The organism is Caballeronia sp. AZ1_KS37, from assembly GCF_023631165.1.
Taxonomy (GTDB): domain Bacteria; phylum Pseudomonadota; class Gammaproteobacteria; order Burkholderiales; family Burkholderiaceae; genus Caballeronia; species Caballeronia zhejiangensis.
In genome coordinates this window covers 16,942-37,241 of record NZ_JALQDP010000024.1, presented here as the reverse complement: position 1 = coordinate 37,241, position 20,300 = coordinate 16,942, and the positions used below count along the sequence as shown (strand labels likewise).

At 64.2% G+C, this 20,300-nt stretch carries 27 protein-coding genes; 17 read left to right on the top strand and 10 right to left on the bottom strand.

The window, feature by feature from the left end; translation table 11 throughout:
* Positions 1 to 78 precede the first annotated feature (78 nt).
* Entirely contained in the window at positions 79 to 1,413 is a 1,335-nt protein-coding gene (locus NCS00_RS13435; protein WP_008352655.1) for an MFS transporter, read from the top strand.
* A 35-nt stretch (positions 1,414 to 1,448) separates the two neighbouring features.
* Complete coding sequence (gudD, locus tag NCS00_RS13430) at positions 1,449 to 2,780, top strand: glucarate dehydratase (protein WP_008352656.1); 1,332 nt, start codon at positions 1,449 to 1,451, stop codon at positions 2,778 to 2,780.
* Positions 2,781 to 2,787: 7 nt separating this feature from the next.
* On the opposite strand, the gene NCS00_RS13425 is transcribed toward gudD, so the two are convergent.
* Together NCS00_RS13425 and NCS00_RS13420 are read right to left on the bottom strand one after the other, a co-directional pair.
* Positions 2,788 to 3,603, bottom strand: coding sequence for a DUF72 domain-containing protein (locus tag NCS00_RS13425; protein WP_250440267.1), 816 nt, complete (start codon positions 3,601 to 3,603; stop codon positions 2,788 to 2,790).
* 202 nt (positions 3,604 to 3,805) lie between these two features.
* Positions 3,806 to 4,108 (bottom strand): hypothetical protein, encoded by a 303-nt coding sequence (locus tag NCS00_RS13420; protein WP_144403794.1) that lies wholly within the window; start codon positions 4,106 to 4,108, stop codon positions 3,806 to 3,808.
* A 408-nt stretch (positions 4,109 to 4,516) separates the two neighbouring features.
* Here NCS00_RS13420 and arsC point away from each other — a divergent pair, with 408 nt between their 5' ends.
* The 3 genes from arsC to NCS00_RS13405 all read left to right on the top strand — a co-directional run bounded on the left by arsC (position 4,517) and on the right by NCS00_RS13405 (position 6,775).
* The gene (gene arsC / locus NCS00_RS13415; RefSeq protein WP_008352660.1) at positions 4,517 to 4,939 is read left to right on the top strand and encodes an arsenate reductase (glutaredoxin); all 423 of its coding nucleotides are present in this window, start codon (positions 4,517 to 4,519) and stop codon (positions 4,937 to 4,939) included.
* 125 nt (positions 4,940 to 5,064) lie between these two features.
* Positions 5,065 to 5,355 carry a hypothetical protein gene (locus NCS00_RS13410; RefSeq protein ID WP_008352663.1) on the top strand — a complete coding sequence of 97 codons (291 nt, stop codon included), beginning with the start codon at positions 5,065 to 5,067 and terminating at the stop codon, positions 5,353 to 5,355.
* Between the two features lie 247 nt (positions 5,356 to 5,602).
* Positions 5,603 to 6,775, top strand: coding sequence for a GGDEF domain-containing protein (locus NCS00_RS13405; protein WP_250440266.1), 1,173 nt, complete (start codon positions 5,603 to 5,605; stop codon positions 6,773 to 6,775).
* Here the strand turns inward: NCS00_RS13405 and NCS00_RS13400 are convergent.
* A complete protein-coding gene (locus NCS00_RS13400) occupies positions 6,772 to 7,266 on the bottom strand; it encodes an MgtC/SapB family protein (protein ID WP_051996639.1) in 495 nt (164 codons plus the stop codon). The two genes, NCS00_RS13405 and NCS00_RS13400, sit on opposite strands and share 4 nt — an antisense overlap.
* A gap of 129 nt (positions 7,267 to 7,395) precedes the next feature.
* On the opposite strand from NCS00_RS13400, the gene NCS00_RS13395 reads away from it, so the two are divergent.
* Positions 7,396 to 7,785, top strand: a complete 390-nt coding sequence (locus NCS00_RS13395) for a RidA family protein (RefSeq protein ID WP_008352667.1) — start codon at positions 7,396 to 7,398, stop codon at positions 7,783 to 7,785.
* Between the two features lie 6 nt (positions 7,786 to 7,791).
* On the opposite strand, the gene NCS00_RS13390 is transcribed toward NCS00_RS13395, so the two are convergent.
* From NCS00_RS13390 to NCS00_RS13380, 3 genes are all read right to left on the bottom strand, one after another.
* The gene (locus NCS00_RS13390; RefSeq protein WP_175979604.1) at positions 7,792 to 8,388 is read right to left on the bottom strand and encodes an alpha-ketoglutarate-dependent dioxygenase AlkB family protein; all 597 of its coding nucleotides are present in this window, start codon (positions 8,386 to 8,388) and stop codon (positions 7,792 to 7,794) included.
* 104 nt (positions 8,389 to 8,492) lie between these two features.
* Entirely contained in the window at positions 8,493 to 8,726 is a 234-nt protein-coding gene (locus NCS00_RS13385) for a hypothetical protein (protein WP_175979603.1), read from the bottom strand.
* Positions 8,727 to 8,739: 13 nt separating this feature from the next.
* Positions 8,740 to 9,261, bottom strand: a complete 522-nt coding sequence (locus tag NCS00_RS13380; protein ID WP_175979602.1) for a DUF2778 domain-containing protein — start codon at positions 9,259 to 9,261, stop codon at positions 8,740 to 8,742.
* Between the two features lie 229 nt (positions 9,262 to 9,490).
* On the opposite strand from NCS00_RS13380, the gene NCS00_RS13375 reads away from it, so the two are divergent.
* Entirely contained in the window at positions 9,491 to 9,886 is a 396-nt protein-coding gene (locus NCS00_RS13375) for a response regulator (RefSeq protein WP_008352671.1), read from the top strand.
* A gap of 6 nt (positions 9,887 to 9,892) precedes the next feature.
* On the opposite strand, the gene NCS00_RS13370 is transcribed toward NCS00_RS13375, so the two are convergent.
* Both NCS00_RS13370 and NCS00_RS13365 read right to left on the bottom strand, forming a co-directional pair.
* On the bottom strand, positions 9,893 to 10,699 hold the full coding sequence (locus tag NCS00_RS13370) for an endonuclease/exonuclease/phosphatase family protein (protein WP_008352672.1): 807 nt from the start codon (positions 10,697 to 10,699) through the stop codon (positions 9,893 to 9,895).
* Between the two features lie 50 nt (positions 10,700 to 10,749).
* Positions 10,750 to 11,271, bottom strand: coding sequence for a hypothetical protein (locus NCS00_RS13365; RefSeq protein ID WP_239295483.1), 522 nt, complete (start codon positions 11,269 to 11,271; stop codon positions 10,750 to 10,752).
* A gap of 330 nt (positions 11,272 to 11,601) precedes the next feature.
* Here NCS00_RS13365 and NCS00_RS13360 point away from each other — a divergent pair, with 330 nt between their 5' ends.
* The 6 genes from NCS00_RS13360 (at position 11,602) to NCS00_RS13335 (ending at position 16,447) form a co-directional block, all read left to right on the top strand.
* The gene (locus NCS00_RS13360) at positions 11,602 to 12,579 is read left to right on the top strand and encodes an AAA family ATPase (RefSeq protein WP_250440265.1); all 978 of its coding nucleotides are present in this window, start codon (positions 11,602 to 11,604) and stop codon (positions 12,577 to 12,579) included.
* A 185-nt stretch (positions 12,580 to 12,764) separates the two neighbouring features.
* Positions 12,765 to 13,865, top strand: a complete 1,101-nt coding sequence (locus NCS00_RS13355; protein WP_175979601.1) for an NAD(P)/FAD-dependent oxidoreductase — start codon at positions 12,765 to 12,767, stop codon at positions 13,863 to 13,865.
* A gap of 132 nt (positions 13,866 to 13,997) precedes the next feature.
* On the top strand, positions 13,998 to 14,315 hold the full coding sequence (locus NCS00_RS13350) for a high-potential iron-sulfur protein (protein ID WP_250435292.1): 318 nt from the start codon (positions 13,998 to 14,000) through the stop codon (positions 14,313 to 14,315).
* A 170-nt stretch (positions 14,316 to 14,485) separates the two neighbouring features.
* A complete protein-coding gene (locus NCS00_RS13345) occupies positions 14,486 to 15,775 on the top strand; it encodes an MFS transporter (RefSeq protein WP_250435291.1) in 1,290 nt (429 codons plus the stop codon).
* A 124-nt stretch (positions 15,776 to 15,899) separates the two neighbouring features.
* A complete protein-coding gene (locus NCS00_RS13340; RefSeq protein WP_250440263.1) occupies positions 15,900 to 16,280 on the top strand; it encodes a hypothetical protein in 381 nt (126 codons plus the stop codon).
* A gap of 11 nt (positions 16,281 to 16,291) precedes the next feature.
* Complete coding sequence (locus NCS00_RS13335; RefSeq protein ID WP_250440262.1) at positions 16,292 to 16,447, top strand: type II toxin-antitoxin system YoeB family toxin; 156 nt, start codon at positions 16,292 to 16,294, stop codon at positions 16,445 to 16,447.
* A gap of 48 nt (positions 16,448 to 16,495) precedes the next feature.
* Here NCS00_RS13335 and NCS00_RS13330 read toward each other — a convergent pair whose 3' ends face one another.
* Positions 16,496 to 16,804, bottom strand: a complete 309-nt coding sequence (locus NCS00_RS13330; protein ID WP_250440261.1) for a hypothetical protein — start codon at positions 16,802 to 16,804, stop codon at positions 16,496 to 16,498.
* 9 nt (positions 16,805 to 16,813) lie between these two features.
* The gene (locus tag NCS00_RS13325) at positions 16,814 to 17,569 is read right to left on the bottom strand and encodes a Mut7-C RNAse domain-containing protein (protein WP_033536938.1); all 756 of its coding nucleotides are present in this window, start codon (positions 17,567 to 17,569) and stop codon (positions 16,814 to 16,816) included.
* Between NCS00_RS13325 and NCS00_RS13320 the strand changes: the two genes are divergently transcribed.
* From NCS00_RS13320 to NCS00_RS13305, 4 genes are all read left to right on the top strand, one after another.
* Positions 17,568 to 18,563 (top strand): NAD(P)-dependent oxidoreductase, encoded by a 996-nt coding sequence (locus tag NCS00_RS13320; RefSeq protein ID WP_284508133.1) that lies wholly within the window; start codon positions 17,568 to 17,570, stop codon positions 18,561 to 18,563. The two genes, NCS00_RS13325 and NCS00_RS13320, sit on opposite strands and share 2 nt — an antisense overlap.
* A gap of 68 nt (positions 18,564 to 18,631) precedes the next feature.
* On the top strand, positions 18,632 to 19,261 hold the full coding sequence (locus tag NCS00_RS13315) for a LysE family translocator (RefSeq protein WP_250440260.1): 630 nt from the start codon (positions 18,632 to 18,634) through the stop codon (positions 19,259 to 19,261).
* 152 nt (positions 19,262 to 19,413) lie between these two features.
* Positions 19,414 to 19,854 carry a hypothetical protein gene (locus tag NCS00_RS13310; protein WP_175979596.1) on the top strand — a complete coding sequence of 147 codons (441 nt, stop codon included), beginning with the start codon at positions 19,414 to 19,416 and terminating at the stop codon, positions 19,852 to 19,854.
* Positions 19,855 to 19,861: 7 nt separating this feature from the next.
* Positions 19,862 to 20,227, top strand: a complete 366-nt coding sequence (locus NCS00_RS13305; RefSeq protein ID WP_008352689.1) for a response regulator — start codon at positions 19,862 to 19,864, stop codon at positions 20,225 to 20,227.
* The last annotated feature ends 73 nt before the right edge of the window (positions 20,228 to 20,300 follow it).

Genomic DNA, 20,300 nt, shown 5'->3' with positions numbered 1-20,300 from the left:
ACGCGATTGGCCCCGAAAGCATCTCGCCATAGAATGTCATCAGACAACGTACCACGAGACGCGATCCGGAGACATCCCTTGAACACGATTCCCGCCACGCCAGCCGCCGATCTGCTCGAATCGGCCAGCGCCAAGGTCAAGCGCCATGTGCTGCCCTTGTTCCTCATCATGTTCATCGCGAACTACATCGATCGCGTGAACGTCGGTTTCGTGAGCTCGCATTTGCAGACCGATCTCGGCATCGGCGCGGCGGCGTACGGTCTCGGCAGCGGTCTGTTTTTCATCGGCTATGCGCTGTTCGAAGTGCCGTCCAACGTGCTGATGCAGAAGTACGGCGCGCGCGCGTGGCTCACGCGCATCATGGGTACGTGGGGCGTCGTCGCGGCGATGATGGCCTTCGTGCAGAACGAAACGTCGTTCTACGTGCTGCGCTTTCTCCTGGGCGTCGCGGAAGCGGGATTCTTCCCGGGCGTCATCTATTACTTCACGCAATGGCTGCCGCAGAAGGAACGCGGCAAGGCGATCGCGATTTTCCTCGGCGGCTCGGCGTTCGCATCGATTCTGTCCGGCCCGATCACGGGCGGTCTGCTGTCGATTCGCGGTCTTGGCCTGCACGGCTGGCAGTGGATGTTTCTGATCGAAGGCGGGTTCTCCGTCATCCTGTGCGGCGTGAGCTGGATGCTGCTGAAATCGCGCATCAGCGATGCTCACTGGCTCTCCGTCGACGAGCAACGCGCGCTGCAAAACGCGATCGCATCCGAACAGGCGGAACGCGAAGCGGCCACCGGCGGCCACATTCCCGCGATCAAGCTGCTGAAAGATCCGCAGATCGTGCTGTTCTGCTTCATGTATTTCGCGATTCAGCTCACGATTTACGCCGCGACCTTCTGGCTGCCGACGATCATCCGCAAGATGGGCGGCCTCACCGATTTCCAGGTCGGCCTCTACAACACGATTCCGTGGATGATCGCGATCGTCGCGATGTACTGCTTCGCGCTGCTCTCCGCGCGCTGGCGCTTCCAGCAGGCGTGGGTCGCCGTGGCGCTCGTGATCGCGGCATGTGGCCTGTTCGCATCGACGACCGGCAACGCGGTGCTGTCGTTCGTCGCCATCTGCTTCTCCGCGATCGGCTTCAAGGCGGCGTCGTCGCTGTTCTGGCCGATTCCGCAAGGCTATCTCGATGCGCGCGTCGCGGCTGGCGTGCTCGCGCTCATCAACTCGGTCGGCAATCTCGGCGGTTTCTTCGCGCCTGCGACCTTCGGCTATCTTCAACAACATACGGGCTCGGTGTCGGGCGGCTTGTACGGCCTCGGCGTCGCATCGCTGATCGCGGCGGTCGCGGTCTTCTTCACGCGCAACCGCCGCTCGGATCGCACGCCGGACGGCCACGTCGCGCATCAAGGCGCGCACTGAAACCCGCTTCAACCTCTCTGGGAAGGATCACGCTCATGTCCACGAACACTCCGAAAGTCACCGAATTGCGCGTCGTGCCGGTCGCGGGCCGCGACAGCATGCTCATGAACCTGTCCGGCGCGCACGGTCCGTTCTTCACGCGCAATCTCGTGATCCTGACGGACAGCGCGGGCAACACGGGCGTCGGCGAAGTGCCGGGCGGCGAGAACATCCGCCAGACGATCGACGATGCGCGCTCGCTCGTCGTCGGGCAATCGGTCGGCAATCTGCATGCGGTGCTGAATCAGGTCCGCACGAAATTCGCCGATCGCGACGCGGGCGGCCGCGGCCTGCAAACCTTCGATCTGCGCACGACGATCCACGCCGTCACCGCGCTCGAAGCCGCGCTGCTCGACCTGCTCGGCAAGCATCTCGGCGTGCCCGTCGCGGCCTTGCTCGGCGAAGGCCAGCAGCGCGATGAAGTGGAAATGCTCGGCTATCTGTTCTACATCGGCGATCGCCACAAGACGGATCTGCCGTATGCGTCCGGCGCGGACGGCAAGGACGATTGGGACCGCGTGCGTACCGAAGTCGCGCTGACGCCTGAGGCGGTCGTGCGTCTGGCCGAAGCGGCACAAGCGCGCTATGGCTTCAACGATTTCAAGCTGAAGGGCGGCGTGCTCGCGGGCGATGCGGAAATCGAAGCCGTCACGGCGCTCGCCGAGCGTTTTCCGGATGCGCGCGTGACGCTCGATCCGAACGGCGCGTGGTCATTGGCCGAAGCGATCCGCCTGTGCCGCGACAAGCACGACGTGCTCGCCTACGCGGAAGATCCGTGCGGCGCGGAAAACGGCTACTCCGGCCGCGAAGTGATGGCGGAATTCCGCCGCGCGACCGGCCTGCCGACGGCGACGAACATGATCGCGACGGACTGGCGTCAGATGGGTCATGCGATCCAGTTGCAATCGGTCGACATTCCGCTCGCCGATCCGCATTTCTGGACGATGCAAGGCTCGGTGCGCGTCGCGCAGATGTGCAACGACTGGGGCCTGACGTGGGGCTCGCATTCGAATAATCACTTCGACGTGTCGCTCGCGATGTTCACGCACGTCGCCGCTGCCGCGCCGGGCAAGATCACCGCTATCGACACGCACTGGATCTGGCAGGACGGCCAGCGTTTGACGCGCGATCCGCTCCAGATCGTCGGCGGGAAAGTGAAGGTGCCGGAAGCGCCGGGCCTGGGCGTCGAACTGGATATGGACGAAGTCGAGAGGGCGCACGAACTGTACAAGCAGCATGGACTCGGCGCGCGCGACGACGGCGTCGCGATGCAATATCTGATTCCGAACTGGAAGTTCGACAACAAGAAGCCGTGTCTCGTCCGCTAAAGGTTCTTTAGCCTTTCAGACGTTCGATGAGCGTGATCGACGCCGCGGGATTGCGCTCCTTGAATCCGCTGATGACGTAGAGAAACACATCGCGCGATGCGGCTTTCGGCGCAGCCTTGCCGAAGGTCTGCAAGTCGTCCGGCGAGCCGCCCGACGACCACGTCTTCGCGCGCTCGGCCCAGCGATCGAGCGCCGCTTTCGCATAGCCCTTCGCCTGCTTGTCGGTCGTGCCCATGATGCGCGCATAGACGAACGGCGCGGTGATATCCGCGATTTGCGGATACTTCGAATCCCCCGCGATGACCACCGCGACGCGATACTTCCGCGCGAGCGCAACGAAGGCCGCATCGCAAAAGCTCTCGTGCCGAACTTCGACCGCGTGACGAATCGCGCGGCCTTCCACTTTCGCGGGCAGCAGTTCGAGAAAGCGTTCGAAGTCCTCCGGATCGAACGTCTTGGTCGGCGCGAATTGCCAGTTGATCGGGCCGAGCTTGTCCTTCAGTTCGAGCACGCCGCTGCCGAAGAATCGCTCGATGGTATCGCCCGCTTCGGCGAGCACCCGGCGATTCGTCGCGTAGCGCGGCGCCTTCAGCGAGAACACGAAGTCGTCGGGCGTTTCGTCGCGCCACTTGATGAACGTCGCGGGCTTTTGCGCGCCGTAGAACGTGCCGTTCACTTCGATGGACGTCAGCGCGCGGCTCGCGTATTCGAGTTCGCGCTTTTGCGGCAGATCGTCCGGATAGAACGTGCCGCGCCACGGCTCGAACGTCCATCCGCCGACGCCGACGCGAATGCGCGCGGTCTTGCTTTTCGAGGTGGCCATCGCGCGCTTACTTCCGGCCGGCATCGAGCGAACCGTCCGGCTCGCGCGTCTCGGTCACGACTTGGTTGAAGCCTTCGTCGAAGAGAGGTGCGGGAGATTCGTCGCAGTGCATGCTGGCCATTCCGTGGATAAGGGAAGCGCGTCCGTTCTCACCGAACGGACGCGCCGGGTCATGCACCTATGCTGGCGCAGTCTAAAAAATTCACTGGCCGAAGAAGATATTGCATTGCGGCCCGCGCGTGCAGGGCTTGGAGGCCGGACTGTCCATCGTGCCCATCGTGGTTGCGCCGGCCGCGCCGCGTGTCATCGGCGAGCCGCCGTAGGACGTGTCGGTCGACTGGCCCTGCATGGCGCTTTGCGCGGGCGCGCCGGGATCGGTCCAGGTGTCGGCGGTGGCCTGTCCCGGAACCTGCGCGGTGCGGTAATAGGACTGCTGAGCCGATGCGAGACCGGCAGTGGCGAGTAACGAGGCGGCGAGCGCCGCCATGGCGATACGTGATTTCATGTCGACTCCTTGATCGAAAGGCGCGTTCGCGTGTACGCCGCGCAACGCTGTTCGCTGATTCGAATCGTTGATCCGCACGGAACGTGCCACGAGTGCTGCATGTGCCATGCATGGCGCTGGCGAGCGGATATTGGCGCCGGTTCCCGGCGAGCCTGCCGCGACGGGTTTCCCGGACTTGTTCGAATGTGATGCAGACGGAGCGCCGGTGCGCTTGCCGGCGAATGGGACCCGCGGGTCCGCAGAAGACGCATGCCGCGCTGCACTCTTCGTTATAGGCCGTCGCTCCGCGATTGAACAGGGCAATTGAACGCGCATGGCGCTCGCGGTCGCGTGCGTGACGCGAAGCTGTCGATCGCGCCATCGCCTAGAATGCGATGGCTAATCCACGAACGCAGGGACATCGCCGCCATGACCGTCACCATCTATCACAACCCGAAGTGCGGGACTTCGCGCAACACGCTCGCACTGATCCGCAACGCGGGCATCGAGCCGGCGGTGATCGAGTATCTGACGCATCCTCCGAGCCGCGAGACGCTCGTTGCGCTGATCGCGCGCGCGGGACTGTCGGTGCGCGAAGCGCTGCGCGAGAAGGGCACGCCATACGCCGAACTCGGCCTCGACGATCCGAGCCTCAGCGACGAACAACTCATCGACGCGATGCTCGCGCATCCGATTCTCATCAACCGTCCGTTCGTCGATACGCCGAAGGGCGCGCGGCTGTGCCGGCCATCGGAGCTCGTGCTCGATATCCTGCCCGAAGCGCAGAAGGGGCCGTTCACGAAGGAAGATGGCGAAGTCGTCATCGACGGTTCCGGCAAGCGTGTGCGCTAGGACACCTTCGTTTTCGCTGACCGTTACCTGACGTTACCTTTCTGGCAAACCCGTTGCACCTGTATCCGTCATCGCTTTCTAGACTGCACTGACTCACACGGCACTCGGTGCAAGGAGAAAGCGGCATGAAGAAGAAACTTCTTGGTACGGCGATCGGGCTGGCGGGGCTCGCGGCACTTGCGATATCGGCATCGGCGAACGCGCACGTCGATGTGGCGGTGGGCGTGGGCGTGCCGGTCTACACGCAGCCCGTGTACGCGCAGCCCGCGGTGCCGGTCGGCTATTACGGATATGGATACGGCGATCGCGACGAACGCTGGCGCGAGCGCGAATGGCGTCGTCACGAATGGCGCGAGCGCCGCTGGCATCACGAGATGCGCCGCGAGCAACGCTGGCGCGAGCGTCATGAATGGTAAAAGCGCGCGGGAATCCGCGTTCGAACGCGGCGCGCCGAAAGGCTGCGCCGCGTTTTTACATGCGTCATGCGACGCCATGACGCAGGTCGACCTGTTCAAGGCACGCCGATTCGAGCCGTAAACACGTCGGTGTTGTCGGATACTCGTGCTCTTTCGCCGCGAATCCCTTTTAGCGAATCTTTTCGTCGCACCGCGCGTGCGGCGTCGTTTGCTCAAAGCACGAGCGATAACCCGTCCACTTTCAGCGATGTTCAGTCCCGTCAGCATTCTCGTCGTCACCGCGCTGTCGAGCATCCTCTCGATACTGGTGCTGATCTCGCTGCTCTCGCACGCGATTGCGGGCGTGCCGCGCTGGCTTGGGGCGAACGTCATCGCAATCGTTTCGCTCTTGCTTTTCGCCGTGCAGAACGTGGCGCCGGCGTGGCTCGGCATCGTCGTCGCGAATCAGTTGCTCGCCGCGACGGTCCTGCTCATCTACGAAGGCTGCAACGATTTCTTCGACGTTCGCATGCGTCCCGCGCAGCGCTGGGCCGGCTGGATCATGTGGCTCGGCGTGATGGCGGGCATCGTCTACTTCACATATGTGACGCCGGATGTGAATGCGCGCGTCGTGATTGTGTCGGCGTTTCATGCCGCGTGCGATTTCGCGATCGCCGGACGCGTGCTGATCGAGCGTCCGAGGGAACGGCCGCGCTATAACTACTTGTTCGTCGCCGGCGCGGCGGCGCTCGGCGCGCTCGGCCATACGGTGCGCGGCGCGATCTACGTCGTGGAGCCGCCCGCGCAGACATCGCTGCTGCAGCCCGGCGTGATGCAGATCACGTTTCTCGCGCTCGGCATTCTCGTGCTGCCGTCGCTGTGCATCGGCCTCGTGATGATGGCGCACGACCGTCTCGCGCAGCGGCTCGAACGGCTTGCGCGCTTCGACGATCTCACCGGCGCGCTTTCGCGCAAGGCATTGCTGGCCGGCGCGGGCGAGCGTCTCGCGCGGGCGCGGCAGGAAGGCGAGCGCGAGTTCGTCGCGGTCATCGACATCGATCACTTCAAGAGCGTGAACGACCGCTACGGTCACGCGGCGGGCGACGAAGTGTTGCGCCATTTCGCGTCGATCGTGCGCGCGCGCATTCGCGAAGACGATGCGTTCGGGCGTATCGGCGGCGAGGAGTTTTGTCTTTTCTGCACGGCGGCGCGCATCGACGATGTCACCGCGCTCGTCGAGCGGCTGCGCAAGACCGTCGAGGCGACGCCGTGCGCCGTGCCCGGCGGCCTGCTGCATTACACCTTCAGCGCGGGCATTGCGATGTGGGACGGGCGCGAGCCGCCCGCATCGCTGATGGCGCGCGCCGACGGCCTGCTCTATGCCGCGAAGGTCGCGGGCCGCAATCGCGTGAAAGCGCCCGCCGCCGACGCGTTCGCCTAAGCCTCTTCGACGTCCGCGTATTTCTGGCGTTCGTCTTCCGGCTTGCTCATCCAGCGACGCAACAGACGCTTCTCGACGACGCGCCCGATCGTGAGCAGCGCGATCATCAGGATCATCGCGATGAACGCGAGGCTCCAGACGCCCAGTCCGCAGACGATGCCCACCGCCGCCGTCACCCAGATCGACGCCGCCGTCGTGAGCCCGCGCACGCGATTCTCGCGCGGATTCTGCAGGATCACGCCCGCGCCGAGAAAGCCGACGCCCGTCACGATGCCCTGCACGGCGCGCGACACGTCAGCGTCGTTGGAGAGCGTCATCGAGAAACCTTGCGCGCACATGGTCGCGATGCACGCGCCGAGCGACACGAGCCCGAGCGTCTTCATGCCGGTCGGCTTGCCGTGCAGATCGCGATCGATGCCGATGATGCAGCCGATCAGCATCGCGGCCAGCATGCGCAACACGGCGTCGGCGAGAATGGGATAGGGAAGCATCGCGTGTAAAAAGGTAATCGTAAGCCGGGCCATCTTCGCATGCGGCGCCGGCGCGCGCGCAATTTTGGCGCGCTAACGTGCCGGTTCTGCTTTATATCGAACGCAAAACGGGGAGACGAAGTGACTCAGATGCCGAAATTCACGATGGTCGATGCCGCGCCGACGCCCGTCGGCCCTTTCTCGCACGCAGCCGAAGCCGACGGCTGGGTGTTCCTCACCGGTCAGATGCCGACCGATCCGAACGACGACGGCGCGCCGTTGCCCGAAGGCGTCGCCGCGCAGACGCGCCGCGTGATGGACAACCTGATTCTCGTGCTGAACGGCGTCGGGCTGACGCTCGACAATGTGGTCAGCGTGCGTATCTTTCTGACCGAGTTCAAGCGCGACTACGACGCGATGAACGCGGTGTATCGCTCATACTTTCTGCCGAAGCCGCTGCCGGCGCGAACGTGCATCGGCGTGACGGGGCTTGCGCGCGATGCGCTCGTGGAGATCGATTTCGTCGCGAAACGTCCTTGAGCGCGATTACTTCCGTTTCGACGCATCGACCCAGCGGAAAGTGAGGTTGATGCGCTCGCCGCGCGCCCCCGGCTCTTTCGGCACGCGATGCACCCATTCGCGCTGCGTGCGCCCGCGCATCACGAGCAGGCTGCCGTGTGTGAGCGCGAGCGTGTGCGTCGCGTGCGTGCGCGCGTGACGAAACTCGAAGGTGCGCGTCGCGCCGAGACTCACCGATGCGATCACCGGCTCGGGCCCGAGTTCGCGTTCCTTGTCGGCATGCCATCCCATGCTGTCGAGGCCGCTGCGATAGCGGTTGAGCAGCACGCTGTTGAAGCGCGCATCGCAGGCGGCCTCGGCGCGCTCGCGAAGTTGCGCGACGGCGGGCGTCCACGGCTGCGGCACATTGCGGATGCCGGAATAGACATAGACCGCGTCCGGTTCGCCTTGCCACGCGGTCAGGCGCGGCAGCGGCACGCGGCCGCCCGGCGTGGTCATCGTGTCCTGCTGCCAGGCGACTTCCGCGATCAGGGCGCCCATCAGATCGGAAGCCGCGTCGGCGTCGATCCAGTCCGGATGCCACGCGATGTCGGGCTTGGGAATGTCGTCGAAGAGATCGAACATGACTGTGGTGCGAGACGGCGGCGGAAGGAACGTTCACGATAGCAGAGCCGCCGGGCGGCGTGATTGCGGAGTCGTTTTCAGCCTGGAAGGGTCAGTTCGGCCTCTTATCTGCCCGCAGCCGTACATCGCCGCCATAACCGGACCACCCCCCAAGAGACCAGTCCGGCCACGATCGCATCGATGGCGAGCATCGACGCGATGTAGAGAAACTCGTAGTCCTGCACCTTCAGCATCCTGGCAACGCCGATCAGGATTTGCTGCTGATCTGCGGGTATTGGCAGCGGATAGGTGTGGACGTACCGCACCGCAAGCCGAAACAGACCGAGGAACAGAAGCATTACGAGCACTACGCTAAGGACACGTTTTCCCAATTGTCGTTACCTCGATCCAACCGTAAGCCTCGATGCGGCCCGCTCTGACGGAGATCTTCGGCGTGTGCAGCAGCGCATGCCGCAGCCTCTGAAAGTCCGCCCAACTCTCGAGTGTGATGCAGCCAAGCGAAATACCTGCGCCGCCGCGAGGGTGCAACCGGAAGTTGCCGCGGCGAACGCCATTGATCCACGTCCAGTCATCGACGGAGCCGTCATCCCGGTACAGCGCGAACCACTCACCGTGATTGCTTGGACTGTTTCGCACCCAATCATTCCATAGGTCTTTCATCCAGGCCTGCGCTTGCGAGGCCACGCCTCCGGTAGGCCGTGCGACGATCCAATACTTTCCTTCGGGTATCGGCCCTGCATCGGGCACCGCCGTGCAGCCGCCCCGGTTCTTGTATATGCCGTCCCCCGAGAATGCCTGGAAAACGCCGACTCCGAGCACCGTTAACGTCGCCCGCGACGTATTGTCGGCGACAAATTTGCCTTGGAGTGGCATGGCAGCACGCTTGTCATTTTGTGGAACCCACACAATGGAGTAAGACGGGCCGACCGGGAAATACGGTTTTTCTGAACTCAGAGTGCTTTCTTGCAGGGGTATCCGACGGATGCGCCGGCATGTTGGGCAACCCGCTGTGCTACATTGCCCCAATCATCTCAATAACGTCGTGCGAGGGTCGGAACATCCGCTTTGGCCTTTTCGTGCGACGACGGCAACGGGGAACTGCATGAACACCACCGCCCAAGCAAGCGGCGGCACGGTGCCGGGCCGCCGCATCCTGCTCGTCGACGACAGCGTCGATGCGGCGCTTGCCATGTCGATGCTGCTCGAAGCGCTCGGCCATGAAGTCCGCACCGAGCATGACGGCCCGCGCGCGCTCGCATCGCTCGACGATTTCAAACCGGATGTTGTCGTGCTCGATATCGGATTGCCGGGCATGAGCGGCTTCGACGTCGCGCGCGAAATGAGAAAGCGCGACGCGACCCGAAGCGCGCTGCTGCTTGCATTGACCGGCTGGGGCAGCGATGCCGATCGTCGCAGCGCGCTCGACGCGGGCTTCGATCATCATCTGACGAAGCCCGTCACCATCGCCGATCTGGAAGCGCTGCTCACGAAGCCCTGAGCGCGCTCACTCCACGCGCAGCCGCGCCATGTACGGAAGGTGATCGGACAGCCACGCGGTGTCCTGCGTCGGCACGAGCCATTCGACCGGCTTCAGGCCGCGCACGAACATCTTGTCGAGCGCGAGCGCCGGTGAGAAAGCCGGAAACGTGCGGCCCGATTCGCCGAGCATCGTCGCGACTTCGCTCATGCCGAGTTCGCCGAAAAGCGGCACGGAGTCGTTGCGCCAGTCGTTGAAATCGCCCGCCAGCATGAGCGGACCTTCCGGCGCTTCCTTCGCGATCCAGTGCGCGATCCAGTTCATCTGACGCAGCCGCGCCTGCCGCGTCAACGCGAGATGCGCGCACAGCAATGTGATGGCCTGACCGGCGAAGGTCGCGCGCGCGACCAGCAAGCCGCGCTTTTCGAAACGATGCGCGGAGATGTCCCAGCGCCCGGAAAGATCGAGCGGATGCGGCGAGAGAATCGCATTGCCATGCCGCCACGACGGCTTGAACACGTTCGGTCCGAGCGCGATCTGCAATTCGAGCGCGGTGGCGATCTCGGTCGCCTGGCAATGCCAGACATCGTCGAGCGGCGCGTCGAACGGCTTGCCGAAGCCGCTTGCGAGCACGGGCTGCGGCATGCGCCGCGCCATCGCTTCCTGAAGAAAATAGACGTCGGCGTTGGTGGTCTGAACCCACCGTTGCATCGCGGTCCACGCGCGCAGGCCGAGGGGCGAGCGGCCCTTGTGCAGATTCCAGCTGACCGCCGTGAAATCCGGCGTGGCCGAATGAGCGGACGGGCCTGGCGGAAGATGTTCTGGGTTTCGCATGCGTTCTTTGTCTCGAGCGGCGGCCTCTTGAGTCTATGTCACCGCGGTTGTCATTGCGCCGCCGCCGGCGACCCCAGGCTCGCGCGTACCCGGTAGGCGAGCGACGGATTGCTGTCGATGAGCTGCCACTGCGCCCATTCGCCTGGCTTGAGCGCCAAGCCCGGATGCGATCCGCTCACCTGACGCGGCACCGGCGGCAGCTTGCAGCCCGAGGGCGATGCGCGCGAGCTATCGTCCTGCAAGGTTTCCTGCGCGTCGATGGCGAGCGTGATGTCGTCGGCGTTCGCGCGCGTCGGCGAAATGGTGATGGTGCGTTGCAGATCGATGTCGCCGGCAGGCTGATCCGCGCAGCCGACGCGATTCTGCACCTTGTTGTGATGCGTGTCGGTGCGCGCCTGTCCGACGTTCGTCGTGCCGGAAAACGAGTCGATCTGTTGTCCGTCGCGCACGACCTGCAACTCCCAGGTCACCGGTTGCGATGGCGCGGTCTGCGCCTGCGCGTTAAGCGCGCCAAGACCGGCGCCCGTCATGAGCGCGGCATTCAGAAAGACGGTGCGTATCGTTTTATGCATTGAAAGCGACTCCTGCGCGCGGACTGTTCGGATGGCGGCGCGGCTGGCGCGTCGCTGGATCGGCGTTCTCCGGCGAATTCGTTGTGACACGGCGGCGCAGGTACGGTTCAGCCAGACCGCGCAACACACAATTGTGGACGAACGAAACGAATCTCAACCTGGCCTGACGCGAAGCAGATTTCGAACCCGCTCGCCGCGTCGTCCGACGATGATACTCGCACGCTTTGCGCGCATCGCGATTAGCAGCACACGCGTTCGACTGCTCGCTTGCGTGCGGTTTTGGCGTCGATACACTGGACTCGTCGACCATAAAAATTGACGGGGTGTGACATGACGACGGCCGTGGTCAAACAGGAACTCGCAGTGGCATCGTTCAGCAAGGTCTACAGTCTCGACGATGTGGAGTCCGCGCTCAACGATCTCTCCGAAGGCGCGAACGACGCCTTGCGCGCCACTTACGAAAAAATGCTCAAAGTGGGTAATCTGCGTTTCTGCGTGAAGCCGAACCGCATGCCGTCGGTGAACGATCTCGCCGCGGATCTGCCGAATTTCGAGGAGCCGCTCGCCGATATCCGCAAGCAGATCGCGCTGTGCCTCGAAACCGACGATCGCCTCGAACTCATGCCGATGCTGCTGCTCGGCGAGCCGGGCATCGGCAAGACGCACTTCGCGAAGCAGCTCGCGCGGCTGCTCGGCACGTCGAATCACTATGTCGCGATGAGCTCGCTGACGGCGGGCTGGATCCTGTCGGGGGCGTCGTCGCAATGGCGCAATGCGAAGCCCGGCAAGGTGTTCGATGCGCTCGTGAACGGCAGCTACGCGAATCCCGTCATGACCGTCGACGAAATCGACAAGGCCACCGGCGACGCGCAATACGATCCGCTCGGCGCGCTCTATGCGCTGCTGGAGCATGACACGGCGCAGACTTTCGTCGACGAATTCGCCGAAGTGCCGATCAACGCGGGCAACGTCGTGTGGATCGCGACGGCCAACGACGCGCGCGCGATTCCCGAGCCCCTGATGAATCGCATGAACGTCTACGAAATTCCGCCGCCCGATCGCGACGGCGCGCGGCGCATCGCGCAGTCGATTTACGCCGAAATCCGCAATGCTCATTCGTGGGGCGCGCGTTTTCCGGAAACACTCGGCGACGCGCCGCTCGACGCGCTCACGCAGGCGTCGCCGCGCGGCATGCGGCGCGCGATGCTGAACGCGTTCGGCAACGCGCGTATCGACGGACGGCATCACGTCGAAGCGCGCGACATTCAGATCGACCGCAACTTGCGCAAAAAAGCGATCGGCTTCTGAAAGCGCGCCGTTCGCGAAATTGCCGAAAAGGCCGCCAAAACCTGTCGTTTTTGACATCTGGCGGCCAGATTCTTGCCTTTTTCTGAATTGCACCGGAAAACGATCTAATCGGCGTGCATTTGTTGTGTAACGCGCAATAGTCCCGAACGTAAAATAGTTGGGACAAATCTGCCGCGGAAGAAGACATGGATCGGATCGAGTGCGTAGTAATCGGGGCGGGCGTCGTCGGACTGGCGATCGCCCGAGCGCTGGCCAAGCGCGGCCGCGAAGTCATCGTGCTGGAGGCGGGCGAGGGCATCGGCATCGGCACGAGCTCGCGCAACAGCGAAGTCGTTCACGCAGGCATCTACTATCCGCGCGGATCGCTGAAGGCCGAACTGTGCGTGCGCGGGCGCGACATGCTCTACGCGTTCTGTCAGGAGCACGGCGTGCCGCACCGGCAATGCGGCAAGCTGCTCGTCGCGACGGCGCGCAATCAGGTGCCGCAACTCGCGGCGCTGGAACAGAAGGGCATCGAGAATCGCGTGAAGGGACTCGTGCGCATCAGCGGCGCGCAGGCGGCCGAGATGGAGCCGCAACTTCAATGCGTCGAGGCGGTGTGGTCGCCGCTGACGGGCATCGTCGACAGTCATCAGTACATGCTCGCGCTGCAGGGCGAGGCGGAGAATCACGGCGCGAATATCGTGTTCCATACGCCGGTCACGTCGATCGATGCGCGCGAAGGCTGCTTCATCGTCGAGACGGGTGGCGAGTCGCCGGCGCGCTTTCGGGCGTCGTTTCTCATCAACAGTGCGGGCTTGCATGCGAACGAGATCGCGCGGCGCATTCGCGGACTCGACGATCGTCACGTGCCGCCGCTCTACTTCGCGAAGGGCAACTACTTCAGCGTGAGCGGACGCGCGCCGTTCGAGCGGCTCATTTATCCGATGCCGAACGAAGCCGGCCTCGGCGTGCATCTGACGATCGATCTCGGCGGGCAGGCGAAGTTCGGTCCGGACGTCGAATGGGTGCAGGCGCTCAATTACGACGTCGATCCGCGTCGCGCCGATTCCTTCTACGCCGCGATCCGCGCGTATTGGCCGGGTCTGCCCGACGACGCGCTTCAACCCGCGTACGCCGGCATCCGTCCGAAGCTGTCCGGTCCGGGCCAGGCGGCGGCGGATTTCGTGATCCAGGGCAAATCGGCGCACGGCGTGCCGGGACTCGTGAACCTCTTCGGCATCGAATCGCCGGGATTGACGGCATCGCTCGCGATCGCCGAACGCGTCGCCGACATGGCGCGCTGACTGTCATGCGACTTTCCGCCGTGCCTTATCTCTAACATTTGGCGTCGTCGACTCGCTTTCAGGTTGCTATGCTCGGGTATCGCCGTCGCCAAGAACGGCGCTATCCCCCAATACAACATGGAGTGAGTCACCATGAAGACATCACGTCGCACGTTTCTCATTACCAGCGTGGGCGTCGCATCGACGTTCGCGCTCGGCTCGAAAGCGGCCTTCTCCGCCGACGCCCCGAAAGTCGCTGAAAGCGATCCCACCGCGCAGGCACTCGGCTACAAGGAAGACGCGAGCAAGGTCGACAAGGCCAAGTTCGCGAAGTACGCCGCCGGGCAGGACTGCGGCAACTGTCAGTTCTATCAGGGCAAGCCGACGGACGCCTACGCGCCGTGCCCGATGTTCAGCAACAAGCAGGTCGCGGCGAAGGGCTGGTGCAGCGCCTATGTGAAAAAGGCATAAGCGCGGCTCGCGCCCGAGCCGAAGCGCGCCCGGCCGAAAGGCACGGCGCGCTTTTCTTCGTTCGCAATTAGCTTGATCGGGAGAAAAACCGTCTTTACACTCGCCAAGGAAAAAAGAGCCGCGCGTTCGCATCTTTAAAGCGCGGACACCCACTGACCTTGGGGGATCGCATGCCAGGAAGAGCATTGAACGCGCGCGCCGTGATGGCGGCGGTCATCGGCAACGCGCTGGAGTGGTACGACTTCACCGTGTTCGGCTTCATGACGGTCGTCATCGCCCGCTTGTTCTTTCCGAGCAGCAGCGATTATTCGTCGATTCTTCTCACCACCGCGACCTTCGGCGTCGCGTTCGTGATGCGTCCCGTGGGCGGCATCGTTCTCGGCCTGTATGCGGATCGCGCGGGGCGCAAGGCGGCGCTGACGCTCGTCATCGGACTGATGACGCTCGGCATTCTCCTGCTCGCGATAGCCCCGCCTTATTCGGCGATCGGCATCGGCGCGCCGCTCGTCATCGTGTTCGCGCGGCTGCTGCAGGGATTTTCCGCTGGCGGCGAGTTCGGCAGTTCGACCGCGCTGCTGATCGAAGCGGCGCCGTTTTCGAAGCGCGGCTTCTACGGCAGTTTCCAGATGGCGAGCCAGGCGGCGTCGCTCCTGCTCGGCGCGATCGTCGGCTCGGCGATTTCGCGCGGACTGTCGCCCGAAGCGCTCGATTCATGGGGATGGCGCGTGCCGTTCATCTTCGGTCTCGTGATCGGGCCGGTCGGGCTGTACATTCGCCGCAACATGGCCGACACCGAAGCGTTCCTGCACGCGAAGAAAACCGCGCGCCGCGCGACGCTCGGCGAAGTGTTCAGCACGCATGGCCGCGAGGTGCTGTGCGGGCTCGGCTCGGTGATCGCGTTGACGGTGAGCGTGTACGTGCTGATCGCCTATCTGCCGACGTTCGCCGTCAAGCAATTGAAGCTGCCGTTCGGTCAGTCGTTCACGGCGTTGATCGTCGGCAATCTTCTGCTGACGGTGCTGTCGCCGGTCACGGGCGCGTGGTCGGATCGCATCGGGCGCAAAGGGCTGTCGCTGTGGTCGCTCGCGATCACGCTCGTCATCATCTATCCGCTTTTCGCGTGGCTCGCGGCGGAACCGAGCGTGATGCGGCTCGTTGTCGTGCAGGCGCTGCTGTCGATCGCGCTGTCGGGATACTACGGGCCGTTCGGCGCGCTGATCGCGGAGCTATTTCCGGCGCACGTGCGCTCGACAGGGCTTTCCCTCGCGTACAACATCGCGGTGATGATCTTCGGCGGCTTCGGACAGTTCATCGTGACGTGGCTCATCCGCGTGACCGAATCGCAACTCGCACCCACGTTCTATGTGATGGGCGGGCTCGTGCTCTCGCTGATCGCGGTGGCGTGCATCCCGGCGACGCGCCATGCGGATGTCGACGAAGCGCGCGACCTCACGCGTTAGGCGCAAGCCGACTACACGGCCGGGCGCGCGCAGGCGATTCTTCCTAACCCGTTCGGACAGGTGGCATGGGGCGAACGTTGGCGGTCATAATCGGCCCATCGTCGTGCAAATGCGAAGGCGGAAAATGGTTAGGACCGTTGAATTAATCGAGCGTAAGTATGAAGCGGGGCGGGCAGCGGGGCGGTTGTCGAGCGAATGGGGCGAGATGCCGTTGCTGGATTCGGAGAAGCTCGTCGTGGTTCCGAAGGACAGGCTGGCGCTGTACATTGCGCGGCTTCAAGAGGTCGAAAACGAGCTTTGCCGGCGGACAGTCGACGAGACGTTCGAGTTGATGGAGGCGCAGGGCGTCAGGTTTCTTACGCCGGCATATCTGGAAGAGGAGGAAGCGTCGCAAGGTGGGAAGCTTCTGCGAGCGCGGCGCATACGTAGGACGCGGGCGCCGAAATCGTCGTTTCTCAATATGTTTCGCAACATGTTCGCGAAACGAACGAAGCAGGCCGGATGATGGGGCGCGGCGTGAAGTTCTTGATGCCGGGCTGGTGTGATTATCACCAGTGGCGCAGTTCGGATGCAAAGACCTTCGAGAAGCTGACGAGCCTGATCGATGAGTCCTGCCGCAGCCCGTTCAAGGGAACGGGCAAGCCGGAACCGCTCAGGCACGACAAAGCGTAGTCGCCGCGCATCGTTCGCTGCCGCGGCCACCACGGCGACAACCAGCGCTTACCGCTCCAGCCCCGCCTTCACCAGCAACTCGGCCAGCACTTCCGTCATCCCGCCTTCATGCGCTTCGGCGCGTTCCTTCAACTGCTTGACGAGCTTTTCATCGAGCTTGCACGCGAACGGCACGAGCCCCTTCGCCTGATCGAGCTTGCGCTGTTCACGCCGATCGAGCTTCTGCGCATCCGCTGCGCCCACGCGTGCCCGGCCGCCCTGCTTGAGGTCGTTGGCGAGTTTGAATGCCTTGTTCTGTTCCAGTTCGAATTTGTTCACGCGATGCTCCGATGCGACGATTGATTGCAAGTCCGACATTGTACGGAACTAGCGACCCGCCTCCGCCAGCGCATCGATGCGCGCCCGCATGCGCCGCCAGTGCGAGCCTTCCCAGAACACGCGATGGCACACATCGCAGGTCACGAAGCGCGCATGCCGCTCACGTACGCCCTCGGGCACGCGGCCGTCGATCTCGCCGGGCGCGGCCGGACGCAATGGCGCGTTGCACATCAGGCAGAGACGGAACGCGCGGACGTGCGGCGCGAGATCGAAGCGCTCCGAGACTTCGCGGAACTGGTCATCGGCTTGCAGGGTCCGCACGTAGCATCCGCGCAAGACGGTGCGGCGCTTGAGCAATTCGCGATCGCGCGTGAGCACGATGCGCGCTTCGTCCTGCGCGAGCTGCTCGATTTCATCGTCGGGGAAGTTGTTGTCGTAGCGCGTGTCGAAGCCCGCCAGCCGGAGGAGTTGCGCGAGTCCGCCGAGATGTGCATCGGCGATGAAACGCAGGTCCGCGGCGTCGAGCGGCGGGCGCAGCAGCAGCGCGCCGTTCTCCATTCCGGCGGGCGCGTGACGCGCGGGATAAACCTCGATGAGATCGTCCGGCTCGATCGGGGCGTCGAATCCAACCGCGCGGCCGGCCTTCACGATCAGATCGACTTCGGTATGCGGCACGCCGAGCGCCTCGATCATGTGCTTGGTCGACGAAGACTTCGCGCACGCGCACGCGAACGTGTGCCCGCGCAGGGATCGAGCGAGGAAATCGTTCAGTTCGCGATGGAAGTGAAAGCGCGCCTTGACCATGCAGCAGTATGGCATTGCGCGCTTCTGCGCGCTTTCCGGCGATGTGCTTTACTGGCGCTCGGTCCGCGCGGCATTGCGCGCGCGGCAAGCGGACAAGGCAAAGGAGCACACGAGCATGGATATCGGATTCATCGGATTGGGGGAAATGGGCGGCGCGATGGCGGAGCGCGCGCTCAAGGCGGGGCACAGCGTGCGCGTCTGGAATCGCTCGCGCGACAAAACGCGCGCGCTCGCGGATCAGGGCGCGTCGGTCGTCGATACGCCCGAGCAGGCTTTCGCCGGCGACGCCGCGTTCTCCATGCTCGCCGACGATACCGCGCTGCGCTCCGTGCTCGTCGATGGCGGCCTGCTCAAGCACGCGCCGAAAGGCCTGGTGCACGTCAACATGGCGACGATCTCGGCGGCGCTCGCCACCGAGCTCGCCGAATTGCACGCGCAGCACGGCGTCGCGTATGTCGCCGCGCCGGTGCTCGGCCGGCCGGACGTCGCGGCGGCGGGCAAGCTCAACATTCTCGCGGCGGGCGCGGGCGAAGCGATCGACCGTGTGCAGCCCGTCCTCGATGCGCTCGGCCAGAAAACGTGGCGCGTCGGCAGCGAGCCGCAGCACGCGAACGTGCTCAAGCTCGCCGCGAATTTCATGCTGGCGTCGGCGATCGAGAGCTTCGGCGAGGCGGCGGCGCTCGTGAGCGGCCACGGCATCGAATCGCAGACGCTGCTCGACGTCATCACGAATTCGCTGTTTCCGGGTCCGGTGTACCAGGGCTACGGGAAGATGATCGCCGAGCGGCGCTACGAGCCCGCGCTCTTCAAGGCGCGTCTCGGACTAAAGGACGTGCGTCTCGCGATCGCCGCGGGCGATGCCGTCAACGTGCCGCTGCCGGTGGCGAGCGTCGTGCGCGACAACCTCGTCGATGCGCTCGCCCACGGCGACGGCGAGAAGGATTTCGCCGTGCTCGGTCAGGTGGCCGCGCGCCGCGCGGGGCGCGAGTCGTAAATCGATGTCGTGGCGAAGGCGGTCAAACGGCATAATTCGAATCCCGTTTCCGTCCTTGCCACGCCGCAATGAGCCTGCATCTCTGGTGGCTGTTCGTCGCCACCGTCTTCGTCGTATCCGCGATTCCCGGCCCCAACATGCTGCTCGTCATGACGCACGGCGCACGGCATGGTCTCGAGCGCTCGACCGCCACCATGGCCGGCTGTCTGACGGCGCTCGTCATCATGTTGTCGGTGTCGGCGGCGGGGTTGGGCGTGTTTCTCGAAGCGTGGCCGCGCCTCTTCGACACGCTGCGTCTGATCGGCGCGGCGTATCTCGTCTGGCTCGGCGTGAAAAGCTGGCGCGCCAAGGCGGGCGCGATCGACGTGCGCGACGAAACCGGCGGCGCGCATGCTTTCAGACCCTTCACGCTTTTTCGCAACGGCTTTCTCGTCGCGAGCAGCAATCCGAAGGCGATTCTCTTTGCGGCGGCGCTGCTGCCGCAGTTCATCGATGCAAGCCGGCCGGTCTTGCCGCAATTCGCGGTGCTCGTGTCGACGTTCGCCGTCATCGAGGTGAGCTGGTACGCCGTGTACGCGGGGCTCGGCGCGCGCATCGGCGACAAACTGAAAAGCGCGAGCGTCGCGCAGGTGTTCAACCGGCTGACGGGCGGCGTGTTCGTCGGCTTCGGCGCGATGATGGCGCTCGTGCGTCACTAACGCGCTTCCAAACGTCTGCAAAAACGGGTGCGTGACTTGCTGCCGTTTTCAGTGCTTCATTCGCTTTCGAACAGACATACGCGAATCGGCAGCGCATAGTCGCGCTCGCCGGTTCTCGGCGACACGAAAAGAACAGCTAAAAGGAGGCGCTCATGGATGAGACAGGCCGACGCGCCGTTTTCGCCGCGCTCTTGCCGCTCTGCTTCGGCATGCTTTCGACGACGTGCGCGCGCGCCGACGACACGCCGAATCCGTGCGATGCGCTCAAACGCGTGCTGTCCGCCGCGCCGAATTTCTCGTCGCTTTCCGCTTTCGACGGCCGCGCGATCGCGCTTCCCTACGGCGACGACGCGAAGTGCGCCGCTTCGCAAACCAACTATCGATGCACATGGACGCCGCGCGGCGGATCGAGCGCGGATGCGCTGCAGGGCGTCGCGGCGGACATCGCCTCGTGCGTGCCCGACGCGACGCACGATCAGAATTCGCCCGCGCGCCAGCACTTTTATCTGGGCGCACGCGGTGCGCGCACCGAGATTACGGCGGCGCAGGCCGGGTCGAACAAGCTGACACTCGAAATTTACGGTTCCCGCTGAGGCCATCATGAGCAAGCGCATCCTGATAGCCGACGACGACGACGATGCGCTCGCCGGTCTCGCGAACTTGCTGACCGGCATGGGCCACGAGGTCGCGCTCGCGGCGAACGGCGCGCAGGCTGTGGAAGTCGCCGCGCAGTTCGACCCCGAAGTCGTGATCCTGGATCTCGGCATGCCGCTCGTCGACGGACTTGCGGCGGCGCGCCAGTTGCGCAAGCTGCCGAACGGCCACGCGTTGATGCTCGTCGCGCTCACCGGCTGGGGGCAGCCCCAGCATCGAGAAATGACGCTCGACGCCGGTTTCGACATGCATCTCGTCAAGCCGATTTCCGCGGATCAGCTCCAGTTCATCCTTTCGATGATGCAGCCCTGAGTTTCGTCGGCGTGTCGGGCGTCAGCGCGTTGCGACGGCCATGTTGCGATGCACCAATATTCTTGGTATATTT

Bases quoted from the DNA above. Each gene is read 5' to 3' on its own strand.
- gudD (WP_008352656.1), top strand. From the start codon at position 1,449: ATGTCCACGAACACTCCGAAAGTCACCGAATTGCGCGTCGTGCCGGTC.
- NCS00_RS13425 (WP_250440267.1), bottom strand. From the start codon at position 3,603: ATGGCCACCTCGAAAAGCAAGACCGCGCGCATTCGCGTCGGCGTCGGC.
- NCS00_RS13420 (WP_144403794.1), bottom strand. From the start codon at position 4,108: ATGAAATCACGTATCGCCATGGCGGCGCTCGCCGCCTCGTTACTCGCC.
- arsC (WP_008352660.1), top strand. From the start codon at position 4,517: ATGACCGTCACCATCTATCACAACCCGAAGTGCGGGACTTCGCGCAAC.
- NCS00_RS13410 (WP_008352663.1), top strand. From the start codon at position 5,065: ATGAAGAAGAAACTTCTTGGTACGGCGATCGGGCTGGCGGGGCTCGCG.
- NCS00_RS13405 (WP_250440266.1), top strand. From the start codon at position 5,603: ATGTTCAGTCCCGTCAGCATTCTCGTCGTCACCGCGCTGTCGAGCATC.
- NCS00_RS13400 (WP_051996639.1), bottom strand. From the start codon at position 7,266: ATGCTTCCCTATCCCATTCTCGCCGACGCCGTGTTGCGCATGCTGGCC.
- NCS00_RS13395 (WP_008352667.1), top strand. From the start codon at position 7,396: ATGCCGAAATTCACGATGGTCGATGCCGCGCCGACGCCCGTCGGCCCT.
- NCS00_RS13390 (WP_175979604.1), bottom strand. From the start codon at position 8,388: ATGTTCGATCTCTTCGACGACATTCCCAAGCCCGACATCGCGTGGCAT.
- NCS00_RS13385 (WP_175979603.1), bottom strand. From the start codon at position 8,726: ATGCTTCTGTTCCTCGGTCTGTTTCGGCTTGCGGTGCGGTACGTCCAC.
- NCS00_RS13380 (WP_175979602.1), bottom strand. From the start codon at position 9,261: ATGCCACTCCAAGGCAAATTTGTCGCCGACAATACGTCGCGGGCGACG.
- NCS00_RS13375 (WP_008352671.1), top strand. From the start codon at position 9,491: ATGAACACCACCGCCCAAGCAAGCGGCGGCACGGTGCCGGGCCGCCGC.
- NCS00_RS13370 (WP_008352672.1), bottom strand. From the start codon at position 10,699: ATGCGAAACCCAGAACATCTTCCGCCAGGCCCGTCCGCTCATTCGGCC.
- NCS00_RS13365 (WP_239295483.1), bottom strand. From the start codon at position 11,271: ATGCATAAAACGATACGCACCGTCTTTCTGAATGCCGCGCTCATGACG.
- NCS00_RS13360 (WP_250440265.1), top strand. From the start codon at position 11,602: ATGACGACGGCCGTGGTCAAACAGGAACTCGCAGTGGCATCGTTCAGC.
- NCS00_RS13355 (WP_175979601.1), top strand. From the start codon at position 12,765: ATGGATCGGATCGAGTGCGTAGTAATCGGGGCGGGCGTCGTCGGACTG.
- NCS00_RS13350 (WP_250435292.1), top strand. From the start codon at position 13,998: ATGAAGACATCACGTCGCACGTTTCTCATTACCAGCGTGGGCGTCGCA.
- NCS00_RS13345 (WP_250435291.1), top strand. From the start codon at position 14,486: ATGCCAGGAAGAGCATTGAACGCGCGCGCCGTGATGGCGGCGGTCATC.
- NCS00_RS13340 (WP_250440263.1), top strand. From the start codon at position 15,900: ATGGTTAGGACCGTTGAATTAATCGAGCGTAAGTATGAAGCGGGGCGG.
- NCS00_RS13330 (WP_250440261.1), bottom strand. From the start codon at position 16,804: ATGTCGGACTTGCAATCAATCGTCGCATCGGAGCATCGCGTGAACAAA.
- NCS00_RS13320 (WP_284508133.1), top strand. From the start codon at position 17,568: ATGCAGCAGTATGGCATTGCGCGCTTCTGCGCGCTTTCCGGCGATGTG.
- NCS00_RS13325 (WP_033536938.1), bottom strand. From the start codon at position 17,569: ATGGTCAAGGCGCGCTTTCACTTCCATCGCGAACTGAACGATTTCCTC.
- NCS00_RS13315 (WP_250440260.1), top strand. From the start codon at position 18,632: ATGAGCCTGCATCTCTGGTGGCTGTTCGTCGCCACCGTCTTCGTCGTA.
- NCS00_RS13310 (WP_175979596.1), top strand. From the start codon at position 19,414: ATGGATGAGACAGGCCGACGCGCCGTTTTCGCCGCGCTCTTGCCGCTC.
- NCS00_RS13305 (WP_008352689.1), top strand. From the start codon at position 19,862: ATGAGCAAGCGCATCCTGATAGCCGACGACGACGACGATGCGCTCGCC.